The organism is Streptomyces sp. NPDC060035 (assembly GCF_042736635.1).
GTDB lineage: Bacteria > Actinomycetota > Actinomycetes > Streptomycetales > Streptomycetaceae > Streptomyces.
The window spans coordinates 175,034-191,134 of record NZ_JBHWVO010000016.1; the positions used below are offsets into that span (position 1 = coordinate 175,034).

General features: G+C 68.3%; 14 protein-coding genes and 1 pseudogene. 5 read left to right on the forward strand and 10 right to left on the reverse strand.

Annotation, left to right across the window (positions count from 1 at the left end):
- The first annotated feature begins 341 nt into the window (after positions 1 to 341).
- On the forward strand, positions 342 to 875 hold the full coding sequence (locus ACFWBQ_RS24870) for a hypothetical protein (RefSeq protein WP_385493221.1): 534 nt from the start codon (positions 342 to 344) through the stop codon (positions 873 to 875).
- A gap of 323 nt (positions 876 to 1,198) precedes the next feature.
- On the opposite strand, the gene ACFWBQ_RS24875 is transcribed toward ACFWBQ_RS24870, so the two are convergent.
- The gene (locus ACFWBQ_RS24875; RefSeq protein WP_385493228.1) at positions 1,199 to 1,492 is read right to left on the reverse strand and encodes a hypothetical protein; all 294 of its coding nucleotides are present in this window, start codon (positions 1,490 to 1,492) and stop codon (positions 1,199 to 1,201) included.
- Between the two features lie 534 nt (positions 1,493 to 2,026).
- On the opposite strand from ACFWBQ_RS24875, the gene ACFWBQ_RS24880 reads away from it, so the two are divergent.
- From ACFWBQ_RS24880 to ACFWBQ_RS24890, 3 genes are all read left to right on the forward strand, one after another.
- Complete coding sequence (locus ACFWBQ_RS24880) at positions 2,027 to 3,181, forward strand: exonuclease SbcCD subunit D (protein ID WP_385493262.1); 1,155 nt, start codon at positions 2,027 to 2,029, stop codon at positions 3,179 to 3,181.
- Positions 3,181 to 6,210, forward strand: coding sequence for an AAA family ATPase (locus ACFWBQ_RS24885; protein WP_385493278.1), 3,030 nt, complete (start codon positions 3,181 to 3,183; stop codon positions 6,208 to 6,210). The genes ACFWBQ_RS24880 and ACFWBQ_RS24885 overlap by 1 nt, the downstream gene beginning before the upstream one ends.
- A gap of 111 nt (positions 6,211 to 6,321) precedes the next feature.
- Positions 6,322 to 8,589, forward strand: coding sequence for a Helicase associated domain protein (locus ACFWBQ_RS24890; protein WP_385493306.1), 2,268 nt, complete (start codon positions 6,322 to 6,324; stop codon positions 8,587 to 8,589).
- A 121-nt stretch (positions 8,590 to 8,710) separates the two neighbouring features.
- Here ACFWBQ_RS24890 and ACFWBQ_RS24895 read toward each other — a convergent pair whose 3' ends face one another.
- The 3 genes from ACFWBQ_RS24895 to ACFWBQ_RS24905 all read right to left on the reverse strand — a co-directional run bounded on the left by ACFWBQ_RS24895 (position 8,711) and on the right by ACFWBQ_RS24905 (position 11,060).
- Positions 8,711 to 9,742 carry an LLM class flavin-dependent oxidoreductase gene (locus ACFWBQ_RS24895; protein ID WP_385493331.1) on the reverse strand — a complete coding sequence of 344 codons (1,032 nt, stop codon included), beginning with the start codon at positions 9,740 to 9,742 and terminating at the stop codon, positions 8,711 to 8,713.
- A gap of 468 nt (positions 9,743 to 10,210) precedes the next feature.
- On the reverse strand, positions 10,211 to 10,858 hold the full coding sequence (locus ACFWBQ_RS24900) for a hypothetical protein (RefSeq protein ID WP_385493345.1): 648 nt from the start codon (positions 10,856 to 10,858) through the stop codon (positions 10,211 to 10,213).
- Positions 10,859 to 10,925: 67 nt separating this feature from the next.
- The gene (locus ACFWBQ_RS24905; protein WP_385493365.1) at positions 10,926 to 11,060 is read right to left on the reverse strand and encodes a hypothetical protein; all 135 of its coding nucleotides are present in this window, start codon (positions 11,058 to 11,060) and stop codon (positions 10,926 to 10,928) included.
- A gap of 85 nt (positions 11,061 to 11,145) precedes the next feature.
- Between ACFWBQ_RS24905 and ACFWBQ_RS24910 the strand changes: the two genes are divergently transcribed.
- The gene (locus tag ACFWBQ_RS24910; protein WP_385493370.1) at positions 11,146 to 11,493 is read left to right on the forward strand and encodes a hypothetical protein; all 348 of its coding nucleotides are present in this window, start codon (positions 11,146 to 11,148) and stop codon (positions 11,491 to 11,493) included.
- A gap of 168 nt (positions 11,494 to 11,661) precedes the next feature.
- On the opposite strand, the pseudogene ACFWBQ_RS24915 reads toward ACFWBQ_RS24910, so the two are convergent.
- The 6 genes and pseudogenes from ACFWBQ_RS24915 to ACFWBQ_RS24940 all read right to left on the reverse strand — a co-directional run.
- Positions 11,662 to 11,778, reverse strand: a pseudogene (locus tag ACFWBQ_RS24915) (recombinase family protein); the annotation flags it as partial.
- Positions 11,779 to 12,223: 445 nt separating this feature from the next.
- A complete protein-coding gene (locus ACFWBQ_RS24920; protein WP_385493385.1) occupies positions 12,224 to 12,406 on the reverse strand; it encodes a hypothetical protein in 183 nt (60 codons plus the stop codon).
- Complete coding sequence (locus ACFWBQ_RS24925; RefSeq protein WP_385493395.1) at positions 12,403 to 13,614, reverse strand: RES domain-containing protein; 1,212 nt, start codon at positions 13,612 to 13,614, stop codon at positions 12,403 to 12,405. The genes ACFWBQ_RS24920 and ACFWBQ_RS24925 overlap by 4 nt, the downstream gene beginning before the upstream one ends.
- 3 nt (positions 13,615 to 13,617) lie before the next feature.
- The gene (locus tag ACFWBQ_RS24930) at positions 13,618 to 13,965 is read right to left on the reverse strand and encodes a hypothetical protein (RefSeq protein WP_385493410.1); all 348 of its coding nucleotides are present in this window, start codon (positions 13,963 to 13,965) and stop codon (positions 13,618 to 13,620) included.
- Between the two features lie 344 nt (positions 13,966 to 14,309).
- The gene (locus tag ACFWBQ_RS24935) at positions 14,310 to 14,519 is read right to left on the reverse strand and encodes a hypothetical protein (RefSeq protein ID WP_385493448.1); all 210 of its coding nucleotides are present in this window, start codon (positions 14,517 to 14,519) and stop codon (positions 14,310 to 14,312) included.
- Positions 14,516 to 15,388, reverse strand: coding sequence for a hypothetical protein (locus ACFWBQ_RS24940; RefSeq protein WP_385493456.1), 873 nt, complete (start codon positions 15,386 to 15,388; stop codon positions 14,516 to 14,518). The genes ACFWBQ_RS24935 and ACFWBQ_RS24940 overlap by 4 nt, the downstream gene beginning before the upstream one ends.
- Positions 15,389 to 16,101: the final 713 nt, after the last annotated feature.

The following is a 16,101-nucleotide window of genomic DNA, read 5'->3' on the forward strand; positions in this document are numbered from 1 at the left end:
GACCAGCTGGCGGGGTGCTGTCAGTGGCGGGTGGCACGATGGCTCCGGCATCCCGGGGAGTTGAACGTGCGGGCGATGCCGGGCGTCCTGCGGTGGGCCGGAAGCCGGCATGTTCTTCGAGCCGTGCTGGTGTAGCGGGGCATAGGGCCCATCCGAGCAGGCGCTGCTGCTGACCCACGGGCGTCCCATGCTGCCCGTTGCCGGCACAGCACCCGGCATCGGCGTCCTGACCACCTCTTATGGCACAACAACCACGCGAGCAGCGCGTGGCGTCGTGTTCCCTGACGCCACGCGAGTGAGCATGTGCCGACCCAGCCCTCTTCCCGCACCGAGGCGATGCGATGCCCCGCACCAACCACGTCCGCCCCGAGAGCGTCACACCAAGGTGGATCTTGCGGCACCGGCCGCCGGAGCAGTCGCTGTTCAGCGGCATCTACGGCCTGGTACTGGCCAGCGCCCTGGTGGCTGCGCTGGACGCGACGGGCGAGAAGGCCGATCCCGGTCCGGACGCGCTGTGGGTACTGCTCACCGCGCTGGCGGCGGGCGCCGCCCATGGGTACGCGCACGTCATCGCCCAGCGTGCGTCCTCCGACGGGGTAGCAACCATGAGCAGACTGCGGTTGGTGCTTGCCGAGTGGCCACTGGTCGCCGCCGTGCTGCCGACAGTGGGGATACTGCTTGCCGCGGTAGCCGGGTGGTGGTCAGAAGCCACGGCTGCGGACACAGCCCTGCTGCTCAACACCGTCGCTCTGTTCTGCTGGGGTACCTGGGCTGCTCGTATCGCCGGGTACGGATGGCCGTCCTCTTGCCGGGCGGGGAGCCTGGACATGCTGATCGGCCTGGTGATCATTATCGCTGATGCCCTGATCGACTAGGTGTATTGATCACGAGCGTTGTTGACACGGGGGTTTTGATCAAAGGCGAAGACCTCCGGTGTGGTGGAGCTGTCTAGGACTGCACCGCACTGGAGGTCTTCGTGTCCCACCGTAATGCCCGGCTGACTGTTCATGGCAGGCGGCTGTTGACTCCAGCGGGTCCTGGCTGGCCGTCCGGTCGCTCACGTGGGCCCAAGAGATGGGGATCTCTCGGGCGACCGCCCACAATGAGAAGCGTGTTGGTGCTGTTCGAGGCATGACGAACCAGGCCGTGGGGCGGGCGTGGGTTCAGCGAGGGAGATGCGGCCGGAGCAGGCCGGGGATCAGAGCTGAGCGAGTGCGGCGGTCGCCACCGGCTGAGCGACGCCCATGCGCGTGCCCAGGTGGGCGGCGGTGATGGGTGTTCCGTACTCGGCTCGGTGGGTGTCGGCGATGCGCGGGGCCGCGTCCAGCAGGGCGGCAGGCAGGGCCGGGCCGGAGGCCGGCCGGGGCATCTTGGTGACGGCGACGGGCGGAGCAGCGGCCGAAGCCAGAGCGGGCCGCGGTTTCTCGGCCGGGGAGGCGGCGACGACCGGGGCGGGTGTCGGGGGCTCGGGTGCGGTTGCTTCGTCGGGCACCGTTCGGAGACAGGAGCGGGAGTGTCCTCCAGATGCGGGGTGGGCGGGTGAGGGGTGGAACTGGGCGAGGAAGGCGGGGCCGACGTGGCCCCAGCCGAGCAGTAGGAGCGGGCGACGATGTCCAGGCAGGCCCGTCCGTAGCATCCGGCCAGCAGCGGCAACAGCGGTTCGTCACGCTGTACCTGGCCTTCTGCGGCTGTGGGCACAGGAAGCCGGACATCCCAGGGCAGTCGACCGGCTCAACCGGGTGATCACGACCGACGGAGAGTGCTTCACGGTTGCCAAGCCGGAGCTGTCGCTCGCGGCACCAAGACCTGCCAGGGCATGAACGAATGGCACGTCGAAGACGAGGCGGGGGCGCGCGTCAGCCTGCGCACGCTGCGCGACCGCGCGGTCGCGGCCGGCGCCCTGTAGCGCTTCCTTGTGGTGTCCGGAGGGGAACCTTTCTTCGTCTATCTGTTCAACTCCATAACTAAGCTCGTTTATCAGGAAAGCCGCCCGTAACACCCGTCCTGATGGTTACCGTCTGCGTTCATGCGGATCTTGCACACCTCGGACTGGCATCTGGGCCGTCAACTACATCGCGTGCCCCTCCTCGCGGAGCAGCGCACCTTCCTCGAGCACCTGCTGGACACGGTGCGCCAGGAGCACGTCGAGGCGGTGGCCGTTGCGGGCGACGTCTTCGACCGTGCTATCCCACCGCTGGACGCGATCGACCTGTTCAACTGGGTCCTTGGAGAGCTTGCCGACCTCCAGGTACCGCTCGTCATGATCAGCGGGAACCATGACTCGCCGCGCCGCCTGGGCGTCAACGCCAGGCTGATCGAACGTGCGGGAATCCACCTGCGGACCAGCGTGGAGGACTGCGCACGCCCCGCCGTCCTGCACGACGAGCACGGACCAGTTGCCTTCTACGGGCTGCCCTACCTCGAACCAGGCCTGGTCCACACGCACCTCGGGGCTGAGAAGCCCAGCCACCACGCCGTGCTCAGCGCAGCGATGGACAAGGTCCGCACCGATCTCGCGGCCCGCCCGGACAACACCCGCTCCGTCGTCCTTGCCCACGCCTTCGTCACCGGAGCCGACACCAGCGACAGCGAGCGTGACATCACCGCCGGCGGTGTTCCCTCGGTCGGTGCCTCCGTCTTTTCCGGGGTCGACTATGTGGCGCTGGGGCACCTGCACCGCTGCCAGCAGATCAGCGAACGCATCCGCTACAGCGGATCCCCCCTGGCCTACTCCTTCTCCGAGGCCGGCCACCCCAAAGCCACCTGGCTGATCGACCTGGACACTCACTCCACCCTCACAGCCCGCAAGATCCTCTGCCCCGTGCCTCGCCGCCTGCATCAGCTGACCGGCACGCTGAACGACCTGCTCACCCAGCCCGAGCACACCGAGTACGAAGACTGCTGGCTGCACATCACGCTCACCGACACCGACCGGCCCCACATGGCCATGGAACGCCTGCAGCAGCGCTTCCCCCACGCCCTGAAGCTGAGCTTCTCCCAGCAACAGGCCACCGAGGAAGAGTCCTACCGCTCCCGCGTCAACGGCCGCAGTGACCACGAGATCACCCTCGGCTTCATCGACCACGTCACCGGCGTCCCCGCCACCACCCCGGAGCACAATCTGCTGCAAGAAGGACTCGAAAGCGTCCGCACCGCAGCCGCCGCACGAGAGGCCAGCTGATGTACCTCCACCACCTGACGGTCCAGGCATTCGGGCCCTTCGCCCGCACGGAAGCTGTCGACTTCGACGCCCTGGCCAGCAACGGCCTGTTCCTGCTGCGCGGCGACACCGGGGCCGGGAAGACCAGTATCCTGGACGCCGTCTGCTTCGCCCTCTACGGCACTGTGCCCGGCATCCGCCCCACCCACCGCCTGCGCAGCGACCACGCCCCCACCGACACGCGCACCCAGGTCATTCTGGAGTTCAGCGCAGCCGGACGCCGTCTCAAGATCACGCGAAAGCCCAAGCAGACCTACCCCAGCACACGTGCCAAGACCGGCACCGCCACCGCCGAGGCCACCGTCGAGCTCCACCAGCAGACCAGCACCACAGACGGTGTTGCGGGGTGGGAGCCGGTCAGCGCCAACCACCAGGACACCGCCAGAGAGATCGAAGCGGCCCTGGGGCTGTCCAAGGAACAGTTCTGCCAGGTCGTCCTCCTGCCGCAAGGCGACTTCGCCACCTTCCTGCGGTCCGACGCCAAAGACCGCGCCGTGCTGCTGCGCCGCCTATTCGACACCGGACGCTTCCAGGAACTGCAGGTATGGCTCACCAACCGAAGCAAAGCCACACGGAAGGACCTCGACGAGGTCACCACCACCCTGCAGCAGCTCAGTGAACGCATCCACCAGGAAGCCGGCCCCCTCCTCCACCAGGACGGCACCGGCCCCGACGAGGTCGCCCGCCCCGATACCGAGCACGCCGCTGACGTCCTGCCCTGGGCCCAGCACCTGCGCACCCGCGCTCAGAGCGCCCACGCCACAGCGGTGGCCGACGAGGAACGCAGCGACACCGAACACCAGCACGCCAAGACCGAACACCAGCGCACCCACGAGCTCGCCAACCAGCAAACCCAGCACGCCCAGGCCCAGGCACGGCGTACAGCTCTCGATGACAAGGCCGCCCACCACCCGCGGCTGAGCGAGGAACTCGACAGCGGCCGGCGCGCCGAACGGCTGCGCCCCCTCCTGGAGGCCGTGAAGGACACGTCACGTGCCCAGGGCACGGCTACGACAGCCGAGAACGACGCCCGCACCCGGCTGTCCGACGAACACCGTCACACCAACATTCCCCAGCTGCGGGCCGCCCTCGAACAGCACCATGCCGAGAGAGGCCGCGTCGAAGGGCTGCTGCCCGACGAACAGCACCACACACTGCTCGGCGCCCAGATCACCGATCTCAACACCAAGGCAGAGCAGGCACAAGCCGACCTCGAGGAGGCCGGGCAATGGCTGGCCGCATGGCCTGTCCTGGAGGCCGAACACACCGGCCTCCTCGGCGACATGACCAAGGCTGCCGACCAGGTACCTCAACACGAGCAGGACATCCAGACACTCAACACCCACCTCAAAGCCGCACGCCTCCGTGACACCCTCACCACCCAGCTCGACACAGCCGCACAAGCGGAAACCGACCGTGCCACTGAAGCCCTCGAAGCGAAAAAGCGGTGGCTTGACCTGCGCGAACGCCGCCTGGACGGCATGGCCGGGGAGCTGGCCGCTGAACTCACCGACGGAGCCCCGTGCTCGGTCTGCGGCTCACCCGAACACCCGGACCCAGCGCAACTCCTACCCGACCAGCCCACGCGCGAGGACGAGGAAAAGGCCCGCACCCTTCACGAACAGGCCGACACCCTGCACGCCCAGGCCGGCCGTCACCACAACGACCTCGCCACCCAGCACGCCGAAGCGGCCGGAGCAGCAGGCCCCACCTCCTGCGACGAACTCAAGGCACAGCTCAAAAAGGCCAAGGCAGCCCACCGGGCCGCATGCGACGCCGCCAGCGCACTGCCCGCAGCCCAGGAGACCTTGACCCGGCTCCGCACAGAACACGAGACCCGCACCCAGCAACGCCAGGAAGCCCAGGACCGCGTGACCGAATGCCAGGCACGTACCAGAAGCCTGGCCCAGCAGCAGAGCACCCTCGCCGACACCCTGGCCGCTGCACGCGGCACCGCCACCACCCTCGACGAGCGCATCGCCGAACTCAGCCGCACCGCCAAGAACCTGTCTGACGCCATCGACGCCGCCCAGAAGGCAGCCGACGCAACTGCCCGCCACCGTGACGCGACGAGCACCGCCACCACCACCGCCCACGACGCCGGGTTCCCGACTCTCGACCAGGCAACCGCCGCCCTTAAAGATCCCCAGCTCCTCGACCAGTGGAGCCAGGAACTCGACCAGTGGGGCAAGGACGACGCTGTCGTCACCGACCTCCTGAAAACCCCGAACCTGCTCGAGGCCGGCCTCCAGCCCCCCGCCGACCTCCAAGCCGCGGCCACAGCCCTGCTCGAGGCCGAAGACCGCATGAAAAAGACCGCAGCCGCCCGTCAGCAGGCCGATCACCGGGTCACCGCCCTGACCGAACTGATCTCCACCCTCGAAGCCCGCCTCAGCGACCTGGAACCCCTGCAAGCCCACCATGCCCTGGCCGACCGCCTTGCCGGCATCGCCTCAGCCACCACCACCGCCAACACCCTCAGCATGGAACTCGAGGCCTACGTCCTGGCCGCCCGACTCGAAGAGATCGCCGACGCAGCCAACATCCGACTGCAGGCCATGACCTCGGAGCGCTACCTCCTCCAGCACACCGCCGACAAGGACGCAGGCCGACGCGGACGCCTCAAGTCCGGCCTGGGACTCAGAATCCTCGACACCTGGACCGGCACCGAACGCGAAACCTCCACCCTCTCCGGCGGTGAAACCTTCACCGCCTCCCTCGCCCTCGCCCTCGGACTTGCCGACGTCGTCACCCAGGAAGCCAGCGGCCGCCCCCTGGGGACCCTCTTCATCGACGAAGGCTTCGGCACCCTCGACGAACAGAACCTCCAAGAAGTCATGGACGTCCTGGACCAACTACGCGCCGGGAACCGGGCCGTGGGCATCGTCAGCCACGTCGCCGAACTCAGCCGCCGAATCCCCAGCCAGCTCAACGTGATGAAACACCGCAACGGCTCCACACTGCGCCCGTTGATCAGCACCGATCTGTAACGTCAGAGCCACCGGACAGGGAAAACCCACCAGCACACCCCGCCCGCCGGCCCGACCACCGCGTCCGCGGCACGTAAGAAGACCGTCCCGACCAAGAACGGCCAGGAGAGCATGCCGACCGCCGCGATCGAGCTCCGCCCCCATCAGAAGGAAGCCGTCACCGCCGCGGTCAAAACGCTGCGCACCCATGCGCGGGCGAGCGTGATCGCCGCGTGCGGCACCGGGAAGACGCTGATCGCGGCCCGCACCACCGCCCGCGTGGCCCCGCGCGGGCGGGTCCTGGTCCTCGTCCCGACTCTGGACCTGCTCTCACAGACCATCCGCTCCTGGCACACGGCCGGCCACACAGGCCCGGCGGTGGCCGTCTGCTCCGCCCGGCAGGCCATGGAACACCCCTCAGCCGGCAACGTCCCGATGACGACGAAGCCTGCCGAGCTGTCCGAACTCACCCCGTCCACCGGCCCGGTGACCGTCTACGCCACCTACGCTTCCCTGCCCACCGTCATCAATGCCCACCGCGACCACCACCTGCCGCCCTGGGATTTGATCGTTGTCGACGAGGCCCACCGCACCGCCGGCCGTCTCGGCAAAGCCTGGGCCGGGATCCACCACGACGACCAGGTCCCCGCCGCCCGGCGCCTCTACCTCACCGCGACGCCCCGCATCTGGGACCCCGACACCGACCACAGCGACACCCCCGTTGCCTCCATGGACGACGAAACCCTCTTCGGCCCCGTCGCCTGGCGCCTGACCCTCTCCGACGCCATCGACCTCGGCCTCCTCGCCGACTACCAGATCCTCGTCCCCGTCATCCAGGACACCGACCTGCGCGACTGGCTCGCAACCAGCCCCGGCGCAGGCGCCGACGGCCTACGCCTTGCCGGCCACCAAGTCGCCGTCCTCAGAGCTATCCACGACCACCAGCTGCGCCGCGTCCTGACCTTCCACCACCGCGTGGCCGACGCCCGCGCGTTCGCCACCACCCTCCCCGACACCGCAGCTGCCCTCCCCAAGGATCTGCAACCCGAAGGCCTCTGGTCGCAATGGATCAGCGGCACCCACCCGCCCCGCACCCGCCGCCGTATCCTCCTCGACTTCGCGACCCACACCCACCCCGAACAACCCGCCGTCCTGTCCAACGCCCGCGTCCTGGGCGAAGGCATCGACGTCCCCACCATCGACGCCGTCGTCTTCGCCGACCCCAAAAACAGTCCCGTCGACACCGTCCAAGCCGTCGGCCGCGCCCTCCGACAAACCCCCGGCGCAGGCAAAAAAGCCACCCTCATAGTCCCCGTCTACCTCACCCCCGACGAAGACCCCGACGACCTCCTCGGCGCCGACGCCTACACCCCCCTGTGGCGCACCGTCCAAGCCCTGCGCGCCCACGACGAACGCCTCACCGCACGCCTCGCCGACCCCCGCACCCACCGCCCCACCCTCGGAACCGAAGACCCCGGCGCCTGGCTCCACTTCGAACGCCCCACCCAGCAAGAAGAAGTCGCCCTCGCCCTCACCCTGCGCGTCCTCAACCCCAAAAGCGCCGAATGGCGCCGCGGCCTCACCGCCGCCCGCCGCTACCACCGCAACCACCACCACCTCGACGCCCCCCAGACCCACGAAGACCCCGACGGCTACCCCCTGGGCCGCTGGCTGACCTGGCAACGCCACCTCCACACCACCGGCGCCCTCGACCCCGCCCGAACCCAAGCCCTCGAACGCCTCGGCATCATCTGGAACCCCCAGCAGCACGCCTTCGACCGCGGCCTCGCCCACGCCACCGCCTACACCCACCACCACGGCCACCTCGCCGCCCCCGTCGACCACCACCACGACGGCTTCGCCCTCGGCCGCTGGCTCGCCACCCAACGCAAACGAGCCGACACCCTCACCCCCGCCAGAGCCCAGGCCCTCCAAGACCTCGACCCGCACTGGAACCCGCCCTGGCCCCTGACCTGGCACCGCACCTACCACGCTGCCCGCAGACACCACGAAGCCGGCCACCAGCCGACCGGCGTGCCCCGGGACTACACCACCGATGACGGACACCGCCTGGGGGAGTGGCTGCACAACCAGCGCCTCCACCCCGAACGCCTGCACCCCACCCAGCAACAGCTCCTAGCCGGCCTCGGCCTGATCCAGAACACCGAACCCGTCCCGGAGAAACGGAAGCCAGCGGCCCGCAAGCCAGAGCAGGGCTTGGCCGCCGCCCGCACTTTCCACCAGCGGGAGGGCCACCTCGAGGTTCCCCAGCGCCACATCGAATACCTCGACGGAGAACCCGTACGGCTCGGACAATGGATCAGCAACACCCGCCGCCGCAAGGAACGCCTGCCCACCGACCGGATCCACGCGCTCGACGCTCTCGACATGCGCTGGTAGGCGCTCCTTGCGGCGGGGCCGGATCCCGTTCAGATCTGCTGGCCGTATCTCGCAGCAGCCGTGGAATGTTGCGCGATCTGCGCACGGCAGCCGCAGCCAGCCCTGCCGGGACCCGTGAGAGTCAGGCGCCCGCCTGCCAGCCCAGTGCCGGGGCCAGCTTCAACGCAATATCGGTAAGCACCTGTTCGTAGTCCTCGTGTTCGAAGGTGAAGGGAAGCGCAAACGCCACCTCGTCCACCTCACGGAACGCCGCGTGCGCATGCAGCCGCTCGGCGATCACCTCCGACGTGCCCACCAGGTCAGGCGCGAACATCATGCGCGCCGGGCCCTGTGGTGCCACGATGCGGGGCAGCCGCTCGGCGGCGTACCGCTCGTACCTGGCCCGCTGCTCGGGTGACGCCGAATCGGTAGGGATGACGACCAGTCCCTGGGAGACACGAGCATCCTCCCCGTCGGGGTGCACTGCGCGGAAGGCGCGGATGTGCGAGAGCTGGATCGCGGCGAAGTCTACGGGCTCGCCCTCGGGGCCCTCGGCCTTGACGACGCTGCTGGTCAGCAAGTTCATTCCGTGCTCGCCCGCCCACCGGGCCGACCGCAGACTGCCGCCGCCGTACCACATCCGCCGCTCCAGCCCTGGTGAGTGCGGCTGAACCCGATCGGAGAAGACTTCGAACCCCTCCCTGCCGCTGGAATCAGTGGCGGATTTGCCCCGCACGAGGTCCAGCAGCCGCTGCACCCGCCCGTAACCGAAGTCCTCGGCGTCCGCGGTATCCGGATACAGGGCGTCCTTGACCCGGTCGTAGAACATAGGAGGGCCGACGCTGATACCTGGATTGAACCGGCCGCCGGACAGGACATCAACGGTGGCCAGGTCCTCGGCGAGCCGCAGCGGGTTTTCCCAGCCCAGCGGGGTAACCGCGGTGCCGAGTTCGATGCGCCGGGTGCGCTGCGTGGCAGCCGCCAGCACGGCGATGGGAGAGGAGATGCCGTACTGCAGATGGCGGTGGCGGACCCAGGCACTGTCGAAGCCCAGGCGCTCGCCCAGTTCGATCAGCTGGAGCGTGGACTCATGGCCCTGGCCCGGGTCGGTCTCGTCGAAGAGCCCGATGGTCAGGAACCCCAGCTTGCGCAGCGGTCGTGATGTGAGCGGCACTCAGCCCTCCAACGATGGATCGCGTCAAAACTACGGGCGTGCCAACAGGAAGCCGCCCTGCGATGTTCCCCGGCAGGGCATCACTCAGGTGACGCACGAACCGCTGGTCCCACAGAACGCTGCCCCGAGCCCGCCCCGCGCTTACGCACTGAAACCGCAGAACTCGCCTTTGTAGTTTGAGCTCATGGTGAGAACGGAACCTAGCGCCCCCGACCGGCACTTGATCCAGACTGTCGCAGCATCCGGACTGAAATTGAGCCCCCATCAGCCGGAGCGGTGGCGGGCGGGCGGGGGGAGATGACGTTCCGGGCTGTGCACGCCGAGGGAGCACCGTGTTCTCGCACCCGCACTCGCCCTGCCCCTTTGGCGCAACGCCGCGCACGGGCGGCACCGGCTCCGCCCCAGAGGCACTCTGCGGCGTCTCGAACCGGCGACAGCATCACCGTCAGTGCCCCTCGCAGGTGGCCCTCAGTCTGTGAGGAAGGCTCCCTCGCGACAAGGGCGGCAGACGAAGACGTAGCCCAGCTGACCGCCGAGGTTCATCGCGGTCTCCCGGGCTATCCCCTCCTCCAGGTGTGCCGCGAACTCCATCGTGCCGGTGCAGGAGGGACACGCGGGCAGGCGGTCGTCCTCAAGGTAGGAAGGACTGCCTCCGAGCGACCCGAGCACTTCGCGCTGCTTCCCGAATCGTTCCTCGGGTTCCCGCTTCCACCCCGAGCGGGCAAGGTCGTAGGCGTCAGGCCCGATCCCTTCCTCGCCGCAGACATCCTCGGGGTCGATCGTCACGACATGGGTGCGGATGGCCGAGGTGGCGGGCAGCAGCGTCAGTCCCGCCTCGGGTACGGCTACCGGCCGCAGTTCCTCCCGGGGAAACAGATAGACCCTGTTCGCGCTGGAGCTCGCGTCCCAGAACTCACACGCCCCGGGGTCGTTCTGGCACAGGAACACCGACAGGACACCGTCCTCGACGGGAAGATGGGCGAAGAACTGAAGCGGTCCCCCGCAGCCGCACAGGGGCCAGGCGAACCCGGCAGGAGCCAGCGGCACGCCCCCGGTACGCGGGACATCGGAATCGGCCGGTGCGGAGCCGTCGTAGATCATCAGCGCTGTCTGCATGGCGAGAGGCTACTGGCCGCCTGTGACAGGCCCGGGGGGAGAGTGCGCCTTGCGCGGGACACGCGGATCAGCCCTCGTCCTCGTCCTCGTCGTCGGGATCGACCTCGTCCGGGTCGCGCAGGGGCCGCAAGCCCTGGGCGGGCCCGCTGGCGGCCGACGTCGCGCTGATCTGGTTGGTCCACAACCATGTCAGCGGAGGCATCGAGCCGTTCAGCGACGACGAGCACCGGCCGGGCGGCGCGCGTCAGGAGGCGGGGGCGAAGTAGGGGTCGCTCACGTCGTCACCCTTGGCGTCCTGGATGGTGTCGGTGGTCGATGCCGCGTTGTCGGCGGTGTGCCATGTCTCTGGGAATGGTTTCCAGGAGACCCGACAGCTGTGCGCGGCCGAGGCTGAGCTGATCGCGGAGTTCACCGCGCTTCACGGAGCGCTCCCCTTCGCCAACCGGCTGCTCGGCCTCGCCGGTGCGACGGCACCGGCGGCGGCCTCCGGCGGCCGTCGTGGCCCCCAACTCGTCGGCGGACCAGGCCTGGGCGGCGGGCGGCTCGGACACGGTGCGCCAGGCGACCAGGAGCGGCCGGCGGGGCTGCGTGCGAGGAAGACCGGGGGCGAGGTGGCGGGGCGTAGCACGACATAGATGCCCTCCCCGGAAGGGACGGTGCTGTGTGGGAGATTAGCGAACGGTACGAAGCCGACGAAGCCGAGCTTGGCCAGCGTCGCGTGCGTCAGGGGCGCGGGACGGCCGGTTGAGGCCGTGCCGAGGTCGCTCTCGGCGGGTTCGGGCTTCGGCGTCATCGTGTGTCTACCTCCGGGGAGCGGCCTCCAGGCCCCTGCGGGTGCCGGAGGCGATCAGGCCCCGGATGAACACCGCCGGCGCGCCGAAGACGTGGAACACCAGCCGCCCGCCGGGCGTGGTGGTGTCGCGCTGATTGCGCAGGACGGGGTCGGTCAACACGCCCTGGCCCCACGGGTTGACGTCCTACCCGCGCCAGGTGAGTTCTCGGGCGACCCGCAGCTTGTGCGGGTCGCGCCCTACGGCCTTCCTGTGTTGAAAACTCGGCATAGGGGGAGTGTGGCGCACTGCCGTAGGTCCGAAACGAACGACCGCAGAGCGACGAGGTTCCGCCAACCCGCGACGGCGATTGTTGCCGGTCATGGCTGTCCATCAGTGGTCAGGGGTGTCCCACTCCGTATCGTCCGGCCCCTGTCGCACTTGTCCGGATCTCATCCCTGCTTCTTTGAGGCGGTGGCGGATGATCCCGCCGAGTCCGAGGCTGGGCGATGACAAGTAGGTCGGCATGGTGTCAGGCCTCTGCTGACCGAGCGGACAGCGGAGGCCTGACCTGTCTCCCAGAACGGTCGAGTGGTTAGCCTGCGGCGATCTCGCGGGCTGCTTCGTCGATGGCTGCTTCGTAGTCGTCATCGTCGAGGATGGGCGTGCGCGTGAGGGCGCGGCGGCTGAGCCTAGCGAGATGGACGAGTACCTCCTCTTCTGAGATGTCCCGGTCGAAGTCGCATGCGTCGATGTGGGCTCCGGCGTTGGGCCTCATCGTGTGCCTCCCTCGCGAAAGTCGTGACCGAGCGCGTCCTTGAGATCCTTGCGCGCGGCGCTGAGCCGGCTTTTCACTGTGCCGGGTGGGATTTGCAGGACATCAGCGATGTACGTCACGGAGTGCTGGAGCACGTAGTGCATGACGAAGCACTCGCGCTTGTCCCTGGTCAGGTTCCCCATGGCGGCGTGGATGGCTACCTTCTCTACCGTCGCGGTTGCGGGATTCAGGTCCTCGCATGGCACATCCAGGTCGTCAGACCCCAGAGGCCCTGCCGAGCGCTTGGCCTGGATCCGCTGTGTCTTCATTACGACGCGCCGACCGGTGAGGACTACCCAGCCCACAGGGTTGGGGTGTTCACAGAGATCTGGCCAGTTGCGGAGGGCTATCTCGAAAGCATGGCTGGCGGCGTCTTGTGCCAGCTCCCAGTCATTTGCTCGTGAGTTGAGGATGCGGCAGACGGATGGAAAATGTGTCTTGAAGAAGAGGGCGAAATCATCTCCCACTTCCGTATGCCGGGGCGGCGCGTCGACTTCAGGGGCCACATCGAGGGGCTTCTCCGGAGCCACGCTGCGAGGCTCCCGTCCATCTGGGACATGGACGGCACAGCGGAACGGTTCCAAGAGGCTGTTGACCAGCGACGACGTGAGAGGTGAAGACTCGGCCTCGGTCAGGAGGCCGGAAGCGCAGCGGTCCTCGAACAACACAACCAGGTTCTCTGGGTGACTGTATCGAGAAGGCCACACAAACCCCTGTGCCCACGGGTTGTCCCGGCGCAACAACGCAGCCCAGGCCCGCGAGGGGGCACCTCCGTCAGACATGACGAGCTCATTTGACGCACCAACGCTCGCGAGGGCGAAGGCGTTGGTCAGGTCAAGGAGAGCCAGTGGCTCGGTGGTCCGCAGATGGGACAAGCAGCGCCCGTGGACCGCTGCCAGAGGGACGATGCGCGCACCACTCTCACCGAAGGGAAGGGTGCGCAACACTGCCTCTGCGAGAGCCACCGCAGGGGTGAAGGCGGCGTAGAGGAAGGGGTACGGGTCCTCAGGGGTGGCGTCGAAACGCCCGCCCGAGAAGGGACTCGCCAGCAGGGGATTGAAGGCGGTCGAAGAGCGCTTCTCATGATGGACCCTGTGGAGCGGCGTGCCCGCAGGGACTTGCAGAGCCTGACCGCCCAGATGCCGTGGCGGAGGGGGAAGGACAGACATAGATCACCGCTCCTCGGTGCCACGGAGGATGGCCCGCCGGACACCAGGAGGCGCAAGAGGTGCAGCGGCGAGGTGCTGCCGGGCCAGCCCATCAATGATGACACCAGCGGGATATCCCGGGGAAGGAACACTGATCTCCAGAACGCTGCCGTCGGCCCGCTGATCGTAGATCCTGCCGCCCTGCTGAAGAGCCGTCGGAACCATGAGCAGGGTCGTACGTCGCTCACGTTCGAACTTCGCGGCGTTTTTCCCACCAAGCCAAGCCGCGATCGTGTGCCACATCCCGCCCGTACGCCCCCTCAGAGTGCCGCCCGCGACCGACAGCGCTGTTTGGATTCCTTCAAAGACCATGTCCGCTCCAGGAGTGTCTGTTGACTGCCTTTACTTCGGTAAGGCACCGCACCCTCGGATGGTTCAGATGAATTTCTCGGAAGCCGGACGATTAGTCCTTCCTGCTCTCGGAGCGCCCCTCACCGCTCGGCGGCGCTTCCCGGCTGGCCTGGGACGGAAAGCCTCGCGATCGTCGCGGGCCGGGGTGGCCCACAGCGTGGCCTCTGAGGTGTAGGCGTCCAAGAGTTGGTCGCCGACGCCGTTTTGCCTGCTGTCCAGGGTTGCTGTAACAAGATCGAAGCGGCTTCGATTGCTCCGGTGTTGATCAGGCTCCAGCGAGCGACGGCTAAGGGTCGGGCACGGGCTCATGTGTCCACTCGCAGGGGCACGCCTTCGTGCTGAATCGCGAGTGCTTTCACTTGGGTCCACAGCTTCTCGGGAGGGACCAGGCCGGCGGCGGCGGTTTCGCTGTGGCCGCCCTGCGGCATCTGCTCGGCGGTGAGGGCGGGGGCGGACAGGGCGCGCATCCATGTGAGGGTCGCCCGTTCGACGCCGAGGGCCTGGCGGTGAGTCAACCGGTCCAGTTGCGGTCCGTGTGGGAGCGGAGGCGGCTCGCGCGGGAGGCTCGGGTGGAGATGCCAACCTTCACTGCGGCGTCCTGCTCGTGCGTGATCACGTACACGTACGCGGCGTCCGAACCCCGGCCGGCCCAGAGCCGGTCACGGCGTGCGCATTCCTCGCACGCCGTCGCGCGCGCCAGCTCGACGTTCAGGCGTTGCCGGTAGTCCTCTTCGATCTCGCGTAGCCGCCGGTCGTGCGCTACCTCCGCGGCCTGCCTGACGCGGAGCATCTGTGCCGCATGGTCGTCGCCGATCGCGGCCAAGGCGGCTTCATGCCCGCGAACCTCTTCCTCGGCCACCTGTCTCGCATCGGCGTGGGCCGTCTCGGCGTCAGTGACGATCCTCGCCACCCGAGCCTCGGTGTCGGCTGCGTCGATCGTGGCCGTCCGGTGCCGCAGGCCATCAATGGCAAACGCTGCTGCGATTGGCATGAAAAGCCCGAAGAAGGCGAACAGGACGGCGGCGGTCACGAGGGCGGCGGTGCCCTCCCTTGGGGTGGGCGCGTTCGCCACATAGCCCGTGGCGGAGACGGCCGCCGCGCCCAGGCCGGCGGTCACGCCGAGGACCGTCCACGCGAGGGTGGCCCAGCCGGGGGCCTCGCGCCTGCGGGTCAACATCCATGCGGGCCCGGACAGGAGTGCTGCCCCGCACGCCGCGCCGGAGGCGAGCCGCCAGGGGAGGGGGAGGTTCGAGACGCTGACGATCGACACGACCCTGACGACCGGGATCATGAATACGAGCAGCAGGCTCAGGGCGATGACAACACGTATGCCGCGATCGCGGGGCAGATCGTTGAGGTTCGACCACTGGGGCGGTGTGGGCATGTTGAGTCATCTCCGGTCCGGGACGGTGGGCGCGGCCGGGTGCCACGATCCCGTGGATGATGGCGCGTCAGGCGCTCGGACGGTCCGGTTCTGCGTGATCCGGTCCCATTCTTCCGATTGGCGCTAGACCAGCGGACGAGGAGCGGAGGGGCTGCCCTGGTGTGAGATCTGTAGAGTCCGGCCGACGCGGCCCCGGACCGGGGAGTTGTCGGCCCTCTGGCGCACCTTGTCCTGGCGGCGAGTACTCCCTTGGCCGGATGGGATGCAGCAGTCCCAGGCTCGCGAGGGCGTAGCCCCGCATCCTCAGACTCACCTCACGTCATCCCGGGCAGGGCAGAAATCCAGCACACCACCACTCAGCGCACAGAACCCTGGTATCCGTACGTCCGAACCGACAGGCCGTCAGGCAACCCGCGAACTGCCCCACCACCAGGGCGTGACGGGAGAGAGACACCAAATCAAATCCCTGCCCAAAAACCAAGATGACATCAACAGCGCCGGCAGGCGCTCACACAACCCCCTCCCTGACCGGCAGGGAGGGGCAAGTACGACTTCAACTCACTGTCATGCCGTCAGGCATGACACGTCACCACCCATCGGGCCGTCAGGCCCGAACCCAACCCACTGTCATGCCGTCAGGCATGACACCGTCACCTTTCCGGCCGTCAGGCCGGAGTTGGGCCGTCAGGCCCAACTTAAGAGCCTCCAGGCTC

Coding starts and splice junctions, on each gene's coding strand:
- ACFWBQ_RS24870 (WP_385493221.1), top strand. CDS start 342: ATGCCCCGCACCAACCACGTCCGCCCCGAGAGCGTCACACCAAGGTGG.
- ACFWBQ_RS24880 (WP_385493262.1), top strand. CDS start 2,027: ATGCGGATCTTGCACACCTCGGACTGGCATCTGGGCCGTCAACTACAT.
- ACFWBQ_RS24885 (WP_385493278.1), top strand. CDS start 3,181: ATGTACCTCCACCACCTGACGGTCCAGGCATTCGGGCCCTTCGCCCGC.
- ACFWBQ_RS24890 (WP_385493306.1), top strand. CDS start 6,322: ATGCCGACCGCCGCGATCGAGCTCCGCCCCCATCAGAAGGAAGCCGTC.
- ACFWBQ_RS24900 (WP_385493345.1), bottom strand. CDS start 10,858: ATGCAGACAGCGCTGATGATCTACGACGGCTCCGCACCGGCCGATTCC.
- ACFWBQ_RS24905 (WP_385493365.1), bottom strand. CDS start 11,060: ATGCCTCCGCTGACATGGTTGTGGACCAACCAGATCAGCGCGACGTCG.
- ACFWBQ_RS24920 (WP_385493385.1), bottom strand. CDS start 12,406: ATGAGGCCCAACGCCGGAGCCCACATCGACGCATGCGACTTCGACCGG.
- ACFWBQ_RS24925 (WP_385493395.1), bottom strand. CDS start 13,614: ATGTCTGTCCTTCCCCCTCCGCCACGGCATCTGGGCGGTCAGGCTCTG.
- ACFWBQ_RS24930 (WP_385493410.1), bottom strand. CDS start 13,965: ATGGTCTTTGAAGGAATCCAAACAGCGCTGTCGGTCGCGGGCGGCACT.
- ACFWBQ_RS24940 (WP_385493456.1), bottom strand. CDS start 15,388: ATGCCCACACCGCCCCAGTGGTCGAACCTCAACGATCTGCCCCGCGAT.